17 protein-coding genes are annotated in these 12,169 nt (G+C 42.0%); 3 read left to right on the top strand and 14 right to left on the bottom strand.

What is annotated here, in order from left to right; all coding sequences use genetic code 11:
• Window positions 1-2: 2 nt before the first annotated feature.
• From DXB58_RS13935 to DXB58_RS13995, 14 genes are all read right to left on the bottom strand, one after another.
• Window positions 3-1,166: a hypothetical protein gene (locus tag DXB58_RS13935; RefSeq protein ID WP_122137161.1), complete on the bottom strand. Its 1,164-nt coding sequence runs from the start codon at window positions 1,164-1,166 to the stop codon at window positions 3-5.
• Between the two features lie 30 nt (window positions 1,167-1,196).
• Window positions 1,197-1,406, bottom strand: a complete 210-nt coding sequence (locus DXB58_RS13940) for a hypothetical protein (RefSeq protein ID WP_122137162.1) — start codon at window positions 1,404-1,406, stop codon at window positions 1,197-1,199.
• 23 nt (window positions 1,407-1,429) lie between these two features.
• Window positions 1,430-2,206 carry an N-6 DNA methylase gene (locus DXB58_RS13945; protein WP_122137163.1) on the bottom strand — a complete coding sequence of 259 codons (777 nt, stop codon included), beginning with the start codon at window positions 2,204-2,206 and terminating at the stop codon, window positions 1,430-1,432.
• A gap of 3 nt (window positions 2,207-2,209) precedes the next feature.
• A complete protein-coding gene (locus DXB58_RS13950; RefSeq protein ID WP_122137165.1) occupies window positions 2,210-3,013 on the bottom strand; it encodes a DUF4121 family protein in 804 nt (267 codons plus the stop codon).
• A complete protein-coding gene (locus tag DXB58_RS13955; protein WP_122137167.1) occupies window positions 3,000-3,275 on the bottom strand; it encodes a hypothetical protein in 276 nt (91 codons plus the stop codon). The genes DXB58_RS13950 and DXB58_RS13955 overlap by 14 nt, the downstream gene beginning before the upstream one ends.
• On the bottom strand, window positions 3,259-4,224 hold the full coding sequence (locus tag DXB58_RS13960) for a hypothetical protein (protein WP_122137169.1): 966 nt from the start codon (window positions 4,222-4,224) through the stop codon (window positions 3,259-3,261). Before DXB58_RS13960 ends, DXB58_RS13955 begins: the two co-directional genes overlap by 17 nt.
• 12 nt (window positions 4,225-4,236) lie before the next feature.
• Complete coding sequence (locus DXB58_RS27730) at window positions 4,237-4,524, bottom strand: hypothetical protein (RefSeq protein ID WP_158571569.1); 288 nt, start codon at window positions 4,522-4,524, stop codon at window positions 4,237-4,239.
• Window positions 4,506-4,802 carry a DUF4120 family protein gene (locus DXB58_RS13965; RefSeq protein ID WP_122137241.1) on the bottom strand — a complete coding sequence of 99 codons (297 nt, stop codon included), beginning with the start codon at window positions 4,800-4,802 and terminating at the stop codon, window positions 4,506-4,508. Before DXB58_RS13965 ends, DXB58_RS27730 begins: the two co-directional genes overlap by 19 nt.
• A 41-nt stretch (window positions 4,803-4,843) precedes the next feature.
• Entirely contained in the window at window positions 4,844-5,824 is a 981-nt protein-coding gene (locus tag DXB58_RS13970; RefSeq protein ID WP_122137171.1) for a hypothetical protein, read from the bottom strand.
• Window positions 5,821-6,126: a hypothetical protein gene (locus DXB58_RS13975; protein WP_122137172.1), complete on the bottom strand. Its 306-nt coding sequence runs from the start codon at window positions 6,124-6,126 to the stop codon at window positions 5,821-5,823. Before DXB58_RS13975 ends, DXB58_RS13970 begins: the two co-directional genes overlap by 4 nt.
• 7 nt (window positions 6,127-6,133) lie before the next feature.
• Window positions 6,134-6,802, bottom strand: a complete 669-nt coding sequence (locus DXB58_RS13980) for a DUF4313 domain-containing protein (RefSeq protein ID WP_158571570.1) — start codon at window positions 6,800-6,802, stop codon at window positions 6,134-6,136.
• A gap of 7 nt (window positions 6,803-6,809) precedes the next feature.
• On the bottom strand, window positions 6,810-7,019 hold the full coding sequence (locus DXB58_RS13985; RefSeq protein ID WP_122137176.1) for a hypothetical protein: 210 nt from the start codon (window positions 7,017-7,019) through the stop codon (window positions 6,810-6,812).
• 77 nt (window positions 7,020-7,096) lie between these two features.
• Window positions 7,097-8,008: a hypothetical protein gene (locus DXB58_RS13990; RefSeq protein WP_122137177.1), complete on the bottom strand. Its 912-nt coding sequence runs from the start codon at window positions 8,006-8,008 to the stop codon at window positions 7,097-7,099.
• A gap of 3 nt (window positions 8,009-8,011) precedes the next feature.
• A complete protein-coding gene (locus tag DXB58_RS13995; RefSeq protein WP_233527305.1) occupies window positions 8,012-9,157 on the bottom strand; it encodes a hypothetical protein in 1,146 nt (381 codons plus the stop codon).
• A gap of 385 nt (window positions 9,158-9,542) precedes the next feature.
• On the opposite strand from DXB58_RS13995, the gene DXB58_RS14000 reads away from it, so the two are divergent.
• Genes DXB58_RS14000 through DXB58_RS14010 form a run of 3 tightly spaced genes read left to right on the top strand, consistent with a single transcriptional unit; the run spans window position 9,543 to window position 12,169 of the window.
• Window positions 9,543-10,598: a ComEC/Rec2 family competence protein gene (locus tag DXB58_RS14000; protein WP_122137179.1), complete on the top strand. Its 1,056-nt coding sequence runs from the start codon at window positions 9,543-9,545 to the stop codon at window positions 10,596-10,598.
• 9 nt (window positions 10,599-10,607) lie between these two features.
• Window positions 10,608-11,732, top strand: coding sequence for a trypsin-like peptidase domain-containing protein (locus DXB58_RS14005; protein ID WP_122137181.1), 1,125 nt, complete (start codon window positions 10,608-10,610; stop codon window positions 11,730-11,732).
• Complete coding sequence (locus tag DXB58_RS14010; protein ID WP_122137183.1) at window positions 11,729-12,169, top strand: hypothetical protein; 441 nt, start codon at window positions 11,729-11,731, stop codon at window positions 12,167-12,169. The genes DXB58_RS14005 and DXB58_RS14010 overlap by 4 nt, the downstream gene beginning before the upstream one ends.

The raw sequence follows: 12,169 nt of genomic DNA on the forward strand, positions 1-12,169 counted from the left end.
GGTTAGTTGGCTTTCACCCGGTTCATCAGTTGCCCGGATATTTCATGCAGCTCGCGGCTGCGTTCCGGTTCCTGTTCACGGGCAAAGGCGGTGATGCCTTGTGTCAGTTTCCAAAGGGTGGCACCGCCGGTTACTCCATCATCGGGATTGTTGTTCATCAATAGTTTCTCTACCTCGCGTCCCTCATTCTTGAGCAAAGCGCCTTTCTGAACCAGGCTTTTCAGCTCCTTGTCAAAATCGACATCTATTTCCGAAGCTCCCTGTATCTCGATGGCCTTGTCCATAATTGTCTCCCGGCTATACAGCCCTTTAGTGAGGTCTTTGATAGCGGAAACCGTAGTCTTGGTATCCAGTTCATACGTTTTCTGCGAGAGAGCGATGGAGTCCGGAAGGCGTGATCCCAGATGCACTTGTCGCATGACCGATTCGCGTACCATTCCGTTCAGACAAGCACCATTCAATAGGAACGAACGCATATCCACCGAGCCGTTTCCGTAATCGGATGTAGAGAAACGGGCACCTGCGAATATGGTTACCATGCCATTTTTCCGTGTGGGGATTTCAATCGGGGTTGGCAAGATCGTCTCACACCATACTTTGGTGTCATTCATATAAGCGTCCGACATGACCGCTCCCTGTACACTGGCTTCCTGAATGAAAGCGGTAATAATCTCCACAGAGTTTAATCGCCTGTATGAATCGGACAGCACACCCCGCACTTCCATTCCGACGGCACGGACGAGTACGCGCGTGCGCTGTGTCCATCCCGAATGTTCATTCAGAATCGTGGCACAGAGTTGCTTTTGCCATTCATCACCCATAGCCAGTTCCCGCAGGTACTTGGCCGGGACACCCATCTTTTCTGATATCTGGCTGATCGCATTGCCGTGCAGGTTAAAGTTTCCTTCCGGCATGGACATTCGTACATGGGCATCCGCAGAGAATGAGATTGTCGGTTGCCGGTCATTCTTTTTTAGATTGGCACCGATGGGAGCGATAAAATCCTGCGCAATCCTACCTTCTTCGAGCAAGCGGGTGATGGCGGCATTTACTCCGGGCTGTTTTCCCTCAATCATTCTTTGTACTTTGTTGATGACTACCTGATTCAATCCTTGTTGCTGCGTTCTTTGTGCCGGAGCAGCGTTCGGCATTACTGTTACTTCCATAATCGTTTTATTATTAAAGTTGATAAATAGTTAGCATATAGACAGTATACCTATAAAATAGGTCGCGAATTCGTATTCCAGTCCGAGGTTGTTGCACGCCTGTTCCATGTCATCGTATCTGAAATCATCCAGTTCTTTCAACTCCCGGAGGTTGCGGATTTCATCATCCAGATATTCTTGTGCTTCCTGTTCGTTGCAACTGCATGAGTTGCAGATTCGTTTGATAATTGAATTTTCCATGTGAATCTGTTTTAAATTGATTGTTACATATTGAGGGTTGCTTGCATCGGAAAAGTGCCACGCACATTCCGGCGCTTGTCACTGCCACCACCGGACACCGTTTTTTGTATCGAATAAGGGGATAGAGGTAGGTCTCGGCTTGCCTGATATTCCTCCATACTCATCTTTTGGATGGTAGGTATTCCCGTTCGTGTGAGGACCGGATTAACTTTCCAGCCATCCACAAAGTTCTTTAGATTCAGGCTGTCATGGCAAATTACCTCTCCGACACAGCCGTGTATCAGCATATTGCATACGGTCATCAGACAGCAGGTACGGTTGATGTCTTCTCCTACCAGATAACTTCCTAAATGACGCACATGATAAGCCAGCAGCAGCCTGCCACTACCGCAAGTGGGATCATTCATTTTTCCTCCCGTCTTTTTTTCTCCGTTGTCGGTACACAGCACCATGAGGTCACAAATATGTACCGGGGTAAAGAACTGTCCTTGCGCTTGCTGGGTACTATTGGATGCCAGCGCCATATATAAATCTCCAAACGGATCAAACCAGTCCGTATCTTCCTTAATCTGTCGGTTCATGATCTGTGTCCACTCTGCAACCATTTGCATGAATACCATATTATGCTGTCGTTTGTATTTCCAACTGTGTAATGGAGGAGCACCCGGGGAGAAACCGTGAATGATAAAGGTGAGAAAATCGTTGAATACATGGATAGAATCAAATCCGTTTGTGTAGGAGAAATCCACAATCAGCTTCTCAAGCGGCCGGATTTCAGAAGGAGTGTCATATTTTGCCATAGCTTATTTCTTTTTATAGATAATTACTTGATGATTTTCATGGTTTGTGCGTATTTTCACGGAGAACGTGCCGAGAAATGAAAGGTGGATACCGGCTTTTATCCCGTTCCATTCTTTTACTGACAGGTATTTCCACTCCATACGATACCCCCACAGGACAAGCGAGTTACGGTATATCCCGTCGAACACTTCCCCGTGAAGTAACTGTACCAGCCTGTTGAATTCTGTTTCCGAGTAAACCGTGAATCCATCACCCGTATAGGTGAATTCTCCCGGTTTCTCCGGGTCCGGCAGTTTGCTGATGAAGTATTTGCTCCATTCTTTGGTGGTATATTTCCCGAAGAGAGGTTCGGGTTCCGTGTATTTCCATACTCGGACAAATGTCTTGAAGTAGACCGCTCCGCTGGCGCACCTGCCACAGTGTCCCCATGTCTTGAATAACTTGGCTTTGATTCCGGCCGGCTCCAATGACAACTTATCAAGATGAGTCCACGGCCCTCCGCCGGCATTGAAACGCGCCAGCCCTGTGTCCTCGTAACAGAAAGGGACGTAGGCCGACAGGCAGATTTCAGGACAACCGTCTTTGATGCGTTCGATATGCGCATGGGTATAATAATCACCGCTCCGGGTGGTATATTCTATCATATCACCGGCAACGGGTTCTTCACGACTGTCTCTTTCCTTTTGGATGAATGAGATAAGGCGGTTTACCTTGTCCGAATCACTTTGAGAGACATCATACCCATAATCGTGGGAGTTATTGAGGTATTGCAGTGTCTCAACGGTATAAAAATTACTGAATTCCATAAGACTGGCGGTTTTGTTGGTACAACTTGACTTGTATGGCAACCATGTTACAGAACTTCTGTCCGTTTTCGCCTTCTCCTCTGAAATAGGCGATCATATCCCATAGGTTCCGGTTGAAATAATGTATCCATTTGTCGTAGTAATGGTTTCCGTACATATTGCCGAATGTTTCCTGAAAGAGCTTCAGTGTCAGCCCCTCGTACTCATAGTGGTTGTATTGCCACAGGTAAATGAGCAGTAGCTGGTTATAATTGAGTTCCATAAAACAAGGGTTTTGAATATCCTTTTGTAGTAACTCTAGCACAGCGCATTTCATCAATTCCGAGGGTGTGGATATATTCTTCCAGATAATCCTTATCCACCAGTTCCTGATAAGCGGACAAGACGTACTTGTAGACGGGAGAATGGTTGTAGAAGCCTTGGGGACGGCTTTTTGTAGGTATATTGATTTCCGAAGCCACCGCCATGAGGTTATCGGTTATATCCCACGGCTTTCTCATGAAAAGGTCGAATATCTGATAGTGTATGGTTGTTGCGCACTGCTTCCGGTAATATTGGAGTTCCTCTTCTTCCGTGAAGTTGAATACCGAATCGAGTAGCTGACATTTCATGAATCTGAAATTCCGACCTCCTCTGAGCAACAAGGTGATGAACTGTGACAAATGTATGCTTTCGCAATAGCCGGTAATCCAACCATAATGGGCATGGAGTTCCGTATTCCCTTTTACAATCCGGCAACCTTTCGCTCTTTTCTTCAGTTCGGTCGTATATCCTTCCGGACTGAATATCCCCGCTATTTCCGCATAAAGTCTTTTCTTCTTTCTGTACTCGTTCTTTTCTCGGTAAACGTGTCCCCAATTGAGTTGGATTTCTATGCGGTAAAGCATATCCTTTTCGTATTCCGCATTGCCGTACCCGAATCCGTATGTCCTGCCGCTTATAGTACCAAAGATGAATCCGTCCGGTGTGTAGATTTCAAGTACATGCAATAGCTCTGCCAACAGGCAGTCCACTTCTTTGCTTTGCCACCAGTCAGCTTTCGAATCATCCTGCGCATGGACAGGAAGGTAATTCATTAGCTGGAGGTATTCGGGTGTATCGCTGATAATCTCCATTATCTTGCGGACCGCTTCCGGTTTGTCTTCCAATGTGAACAACACCGTTTCCGTATCTGCGTACAGCTTGTTCAGGGTTCTTTCGTCTGTAATCATGACTTTTACTTTTTAAGTTGGACATCCGCCTACATGGGTAGGCATTTTTATTTCTTGTTGGATGTGTTGTCTGTTTGTCCGTGATTGCGGCAAGGATTGGCGAAAGAAAATACCGGAGCGCAGCGAGGATGATTTTCTTTCAGCCAACCAGCCCGTAGGGCCGCCTTGCGCATTCATCGGACAAACGGCTATCTTTGCAGCAAGAAATGAGAATGCGGAATCCGGCTTGTTATTTCCGAATTCCGCATCCATGTTCCCTGACTTTCCGTTCAGCCGTTTCTTCAGGTATGTATCTGCCATCCTATGGTGGGTGTCATGGTGACGGCGAATGATTCGTCCGGTGAACCGTGATAAAGAAGTCCTCCGACGATACCTTCGTTTCCGGTTTCTACATACCGTTGTACAAAACCGAAGGAATACGGTGCCCGGTCATAATAGAGTTCAATCTCACAAGGGCGATTTTTATTTTCCTCCCATCCTTTGAGGCGTTCCAGACATTTTTTGAGAGAAGTGTCATTGATTGATTTGGCATACTGCATTACTTTGTCGTAATGCTCCTGACTACACATGATTTTCATGATCATTTGTTTTTTTATGGGTGAATAATAAATGATTTGTCTTAGTCAATCCAGAATGTACCGCAATGGGGACATTTGCTTCCGCATGGAAAATCATTGATATAGAATGTATTCCGGTGACGTTTGTAATTCATGTCTCCGAAAGTGCATTTCCCTTCACGGAAAGTCTTTTCATACGCGGTTTCCTGTAATTGGTGTTCCGTCATCGTACTTGTCGGTATGTGGCTTTTTGACCGCTTCATACTTGTTTCCCACAGAGTGGAGTCGCACCAGTCATTACTCATGCCGCATATTTCATCCGCATATGAATAATGTACCTGCGAGTCAACAAATAGGTTGTCTCTTTTAAATGGGAATGTGATGTCTATTGGCAATGTAATGTCATAACCGGAACCGTTGCGACTATCAGCTATGGCTACCACTACATCGCCATGAAAACGTATCGTACGGAAATCTGCATCCTGATTGTGGGTAAGCAACTTATCGAACATGGCATTGAAATAGATACGCAATTCACCGCCATACGAAGCGTTTTGGACCAGTTCCAGTATCTCATCATCGTATTGCCCTTTTTTTAGTTTCAATGCGCGTCTCACTTTGTAACAAGCCATCGCTTCTGATTCCCCGCGCGTATTGCTACATGCACTGTATCCATCTATTTCCACTCCGAGGGAATAAAACAGATTGGTAACAGTGGAATGTCTGATAAGATCTTCGGTCGGGTCGGTATCGTTACGCTCGTAAATCAGGTCGCTGATTTCTTCCGCATGTTCTTTAAACTCCTCATACCTTCCATCTTCCGACATCTTCCTTTCAATCTCATCAATCGTATCTGTCAGATTCTCTCTTTCCTGTTCCATATACCAGTCGAACACCGCTTCATGAATGACATCCAGACTATTCTTCCGGATACATTGTTCCTGCAAGTCCTCATGTTCGTCCAGATCTTTCCGGTGGTCCACATGGTAGAGGCTTACCGATGGCGGTACAAAACTTTGCCAGGATTGATTTGCTGTGTTCATGATCTTTGATGCTTTAGTGAGTGGGTTCTGTTCATGCGGTATCTCCAGGATTCTTTCAGGTAGTTCTTCGTACCTGAAATACTTCCATGTATCATCTCAAAGGAGTCGTTGTAGAGATAGCAGGAATCCAATACGCCGGGAACGCCGTCCTTATCCGCTATCATTTGCAATTCAATGTCATGCCTGACGGATTCCGCTTTCTCTTTTTCTACTCTCCGGGTGATTTCTTTACGGACTTCTCCGATATGCGGGGCGGTGAAACCAATGGCACCCGAAAAGAATACGAATTGATATTTTTCCATATGCCAGTCATTTTATTATTGTAGTGATGGTACAACCTTGTTCAACTCCGCAGTTGATTCCTTCCATTATTTCCTCATCGGTCAAATAGTTGAGATCTTCCCTTGTGAGGTAATGGCAGATGCTCTCATGCAGTTCTTGCGCTTCGGTATCGCTTTGAGCCATTCCGTCAAGAAGTGCCTTCTCCAATTCGGGTACGGAAACAATATAAATTCCATACGTGTCTTTAATAGTTCGGGCGGGATATTCCCTCTGCTTGTATTCTACGATTTCCGGTTTTCCTGCTTCCGGTGGTAACTTGGCAGCAATTACTTTGTAATATTCCGGTGCCAATTCCTGTAACTTCTTCCGGTTGAAAGAGAACAGTTTAAAGCCGTTCCATTCCGGTAATTCCGTATTGGGAACCGCTATTCCGTATCGCATCAGGAATTCGTGTGCGCCTTTGTTATAATCCCGGCTATCCACATAAGCGTGGAAGGGAGGTAAAGAGAATTGGTTGATGGTAAGGTCGGTAAACGGTTCCCAACCATCTTCCACAGTTTCACACGGACAGATCAGTCCGACATATAGATTATCGTTATCGGCATAAGTTGCCAATGTCAATTGTACCTCTACGCGTCCATCCGGATAGAGATCGGATTGCCAGTATAGTTTATTGGCTGTATTTTCTGTAGTCATATTCATTTTAGTTTAATTCGGCCAGTTCTGTTTTTACCAATCGGATTTTTTCTTTCAGTTCATCTTCCTTACGAAAAGAGGGAGTACATTTTGTACATCGCATCCCGGTACCCCAACCGATATTATTCATTACTTGCGTTGTCCTTGCCTGTTCCTTTGATAGGGAAGATTCCAAACGGGCAAGTCTGCGCTCTAAAACTTCTTTCTTTTTACTCATCGTCTTATCTTTTTTAGTGACAATAAACAAGAATGGCGGCAACCGTTTCCAGCCACCGCCATTCCCTTGTCGGACATTTATGGATGCTCATTGCTTCCTGTTTTTATTTCTGTTTTTTCTCGCTTGACATTCCTTAGCTTGCAGAGCAAGTGCTGAAACAACTCCCGGTCGTAAATCCGGTAAAAGAACGTTTCTCCTGTTTCCTTTATGCTTCCGGTGAATGAAACCGATTCGTGGTTTATGGGAAATTGAAAGAATCTGCCGTTTGCCAACAAGGTCTGTTTCTCATAGTTTACTTCATCCAGAAACTTTTCGATGTCATCCTCTCCATGGTTGTCGGAGAAATAGAGAAAGTGATGCTTACGCAGGCTGAGCAGAATATCAGCCATCTCTTTTCTTGCCCTGTGAAGATCTCCGGCATTATTTTGTTTAGCTACCATGTTGCAAATGAAGCGTTCATTACCTTCCGCATTGAGAAAAGAATAAGGGGTTATCAGCGTATCCCCGTTTTTCTTGTCGGTGATTACCTGAGTGGCTCCCTTTATCACTTTACTTTTGAACGTAATTTGAAGGTAATGACTGTCGATGATCCTCTCCAATTTCTCCTTCGGTGCTCTTGCGGAATACAATCCTTTGAAATACCGTCCTCCTACGTTGAAACAGAACGGATACAGATTACCGGAGTAAGGCTCACCGACAAAAAAGTAACGTCCGGTCAGGCGGATGGGTGGCAATACGTTCATACTATCGTAGTAAGTTTCCTCCGTTATTTCACGGAATGATCCACAAAGGGACTTCTCATAGATACGAAGCCTCTTGTCCAATTCCTTCCCCGATACTGAAATCAGATAAGGGTTGCGCTCGCTGATTCTCAGTTCTTCTAACGTTTCACCTCCATAATCGGAATGTGTGCCATCGGATAGAGAAGTAAGGCAATATCCCCGGAAGAACCGGGAGTCAATGACATATTTAATTTGTTCGTTTCTCATGGTTCAGCTATTTGGAAGGTTCAATACTCTTTTGGCCGCATAGACGGCATTACTCGTCAGCTGCCTTTGCCATGCCTGGTTTCGTGGCGACCATCGGAATCCGGAAGATTTCAGTTCCTTGCGCTTGCTCTCTTCCGGGATATCATCAAACAGGATTTGCAACCGGTCTTCTCCGTAATTCCAGACCAGCGTTCCACCCTCGAACTTTAACTCTTTGTTTTCTTGCTCCTTTACCGTTTGAAGCTTTTCCTTCATGCGTTGTGCTATTTCAGGAAGTTGGAAGAACTTGTTCCGTGCGGTAATAACTGGCTTTTTTACACTGGAATTATACTCAGTAATGAAATCCACCGCTTTTTGAACGATTTCCACCTCGCCATGATTGGCAAATGTGCCGACCTTATTCAGAATACTGCTGACAAATAATGCCCGGTCATATCCTCTGACCTTACCTGTGTCAATCTCGTGAATCGTTTCTGCACTACCGACAATATCACGTTTCAGTCTGTTCCATGCCTCTTCCTGTTTCTCTTCTTCCGGTCGTGCCACTTCCTTCACCCGCCGCATGGCCTCAAGAAATCTTTTGCGCCATTCGTGGAATTCATTGTACTTGTTGTCGCAGCTTCTGTTTGCTTTCTCATTCCGCTTATAATTAAAATTGGCAGAACCGGTTATCATGGTACTGGCACAATTGGAAAGACTTCCGAGTAGGGAAGAGAATTTCTGTTTATAGATCGCTATATATTCCTCCTGCTTCTTTTCCGGTATTTGAAGTAAGTCCTCCAGTAACTGCTTCTCATATTGCATAATCTCCGTTTCACCCCTTACATCCGGGCTAAAGGAACTCCAACGGTAGGCATCATAAGCCCTTCCCTGATACTCTTCCAAATATCCCGGATATCTGAAAGCCACCGCTTCCCATTCTTTGAAATCACCAGGATGTAATTCTTTCTTCTCCTTTTCATCACCATACAAATGGGCATAGCAGTTCATTCCCGAATGTAATTTTCTGAAATGAAAAGGGACAGGATCCCCGTCTGTCCCTATCCGTTTGATTGCTGTTACCCGATAGGCATTCTTTTTGGTTAATGGAATGGCAGGTGGGGTTTCTGCGTTTCCAACTTGGTTCACTACGTTTTCTTCGTGAACCATTACTTCTTCTTTTAGCTCAGTCATACTTTCAACTTTTTAAATGATACATGACCGGCTCTGTGGAGCCAGTATTTTAATTTCTTACCTGCCTGACTGCCTTGTGCCGGGATTGTGCAAGGCTTGGTGAAAGAAAATACCGGAGCGCAGCGAGGATGATTTTCTTTCATCCAACCAGCCCGAAGGGCCGCCCTGCTCAATCCTTAAGGCACGGGGCTATCTTTGCGGGGAAGAAGTTGAAATATTGACGTTAACTATAAAATATGGTTTGTTTTACTTTGGTTTTCACAATTTCTAAAAAACAATTATTATAACCATTTGATTTTAAAATAGATTGTACTACCTTTGTTCTTAATAGAAAAGCATTTGGTTCTAATAATAAAAAATTATGCTGCATATAGAAATGCTACAAGCACTCCATGGTGATGCCTTCATCCTTCATTGTAAAAAAGGAAAAAATGAGGGTGTCGTAGTAGTAGATGGTGGGCCAACTCAAGATTCTTTCAAAATTGTGAAAAGGCTTGATATGCTAGGCACGATTGATCTTATGGTACTTACGCATTATGATGATGACCATATTGGAGGTATATTAGCTTATATAAAAAGACACAAAGATGACAAACCTTTTCCGGTTAAGGAAATGTGGGTGAATTGTGCTTATCAAGTACCCTTTAAAACCTCACCAAACATATCAATGATGCAAGCAAAAAAACTAGCAGATGAACTGGAATGCATCAATCACGACTTAATTCAATCAGGACATCCTGCTATAAGATGGAGAAAACCTGTTATCGCTGGTGAGGAAAAACATTTACCATTTGCCGACTTTCAAATATTGTCACCATTTGAATATATAAAAGAGTTGAATGACGCTAATTTTAAAAAAGAAATTGCTAATATCTCAAGAAATAATAATCGTCAAAAGGGTGACTTGGAAATATCCTTAATAGAATTGTCTCGAAATAATAAAAAATCTCCTAATGAAACTAGTAAACAAGAAGTAGTGAACTGGTCATCCATATCGTTTATTCTAAATTGCGACAATTATAGCGCTTTGATGCTTGGTGATAGCTATCCCTGTACAATCATTGATAGTTTGAAACGGAAAGGCTACAATTGTGATGACCGTAAATTAGTTGTTGATTATGTTAAAGTCTCACACCATGGTAGTTGTAATAATATAAGTAATGAAATGCTAGATATGATAGAATGTAACAAGTTTTTAATATCTACAAATGGTGGTACTGGACGTTCATGTCATCCTGACCGAGAATCTATTGCCAATATCATATATCATACAAAACGAGATAAATCAAAACCTATTCACTTTTATTTTAATTATGAAAAAGAGAAGATTGAGAAGAAAGGTTTTCAATTTATAAAAGAGGGTGAAGAAGATGAATGTCTCTTTACAATACATGATGGTATACAATTATTTCCTTAAATAAAAAAAATGTCATTAATCGATCAAATATGTTGTATTTCTGTCGAAATTCTATGTAGTGATGAGGCAGATAGCTCTTTAGGAACGGGTACCATTATTTCAGATGGAGTTTCTTACTATGTTATGACTGCTGGGCATTGTATAAAAAAAAACAGTAATGGGGCAGCATTTGATATTAGTGATATAAAAGTTATATCATATGATAATGATGTATCACACGAAATAAACGTTCTTGCAATAGATAACTATAATTTAACTGAAGAAAAAGATTTTGCCATTCTTCATATTGCCAATCCTGATATCAGCTTTGATTTTATGAATAATGTTAAGAGATGTGATGATATAATTGATGAAGAAAAATATTTTTTTTATGGTTATACTGAATTATCAAAAACGGGACGAATATATGAATTGCAACGTAGAGGTAAGTCGCAATGGCATCTTAAATCTGATAATATGGTTAATCAACCCAAAGATGCGATAACGCTTATGGGAGGGAATTCCGGAGCTGGTGTGTTTTTTAGGAAATTGGATATTTTTTATTACGTTGGATATGTGAAACAACTCCTTGATGAGGATGGAAATCTTAATGATGTTATTGTATATCCTTCATCAAGATTTGATAATTATCTTTCACCTGTGACTAAAGACGAAAATTTTTTCAAATTGGTCAAAACGTGGACAGATATGGAGAATAAGGAGGAAAATGAGGAACTGAGACGAATATATCAGCAAGAAAATGTGGAATACACAAAGAACTTGGAAAGAAAAATGGATGTACTGTTTTCACATCCTAAAGAAGCTTCTGATAAATCCATTTTTTATCTTGACCAGTATATTCGTGGTCTTAGATTAAATAATGAGATAAACAAGATGCCTTATGTAGCAGAGAAACTTAGAGAGAAAGATCAACAAGCATTTATGGAAATTCAAGAACTTAGAAGTAAATATTTTATAGCTGATATGGATGCAAGAAAAGACTTGAAAGAAGTCAAAGATAAAATAATGGAAGCCGCATCTAATATTCTCTATACAGATGATAAAGATAAAACGCTTTCCAAAGGATATGCTAATTATAGCATTGCAGAAAAGTTATTGATATGTTCGCTTGACTATATAAAAGAAAATTCATGATTACCAAGATTTTTACTCCAAAACCGAGCCCAATTCGGACGGTATCAACATCATTATATAAAATTGTTGCAATCATGTTGATCACAAAAAGATTTGAAAATCTATCTATACCTAAACTCCAAGTATATATGTGGGGATTGCAGTATAGAGAAAATTTGCAGAAACTTAAAATGTGGAAAATACAAAATAAAGTGACTGAAGCACCATGGCTACTTGAAAATGACATTATTCCCATTATATCTCAGTGTATCTCTAATCATTTTTTGAAAATAGAAACAAATAAAAGTAAGAAAGTAACTGTTGCTCTTGATTCTGCAGCTAACGATTTCCTACAAGCAATAAATGAGGTGGAACTGGTACAAGAACTAAATGATTGTTTAAATGAAATTGGAAAATTGACAGATAAAATGTTGGAAAATATCGAATTTGATTTTTAA

Source organism: Bacteroides sp. OM05-10AA (assembly GCF_003439055.1).
Lineage (GTDB): Bacteria > Bacteroidota > Bacteroidia > Bacteroidales > Bacteroidaceae > Bacteroides > Bacteroides intestinigallinarum.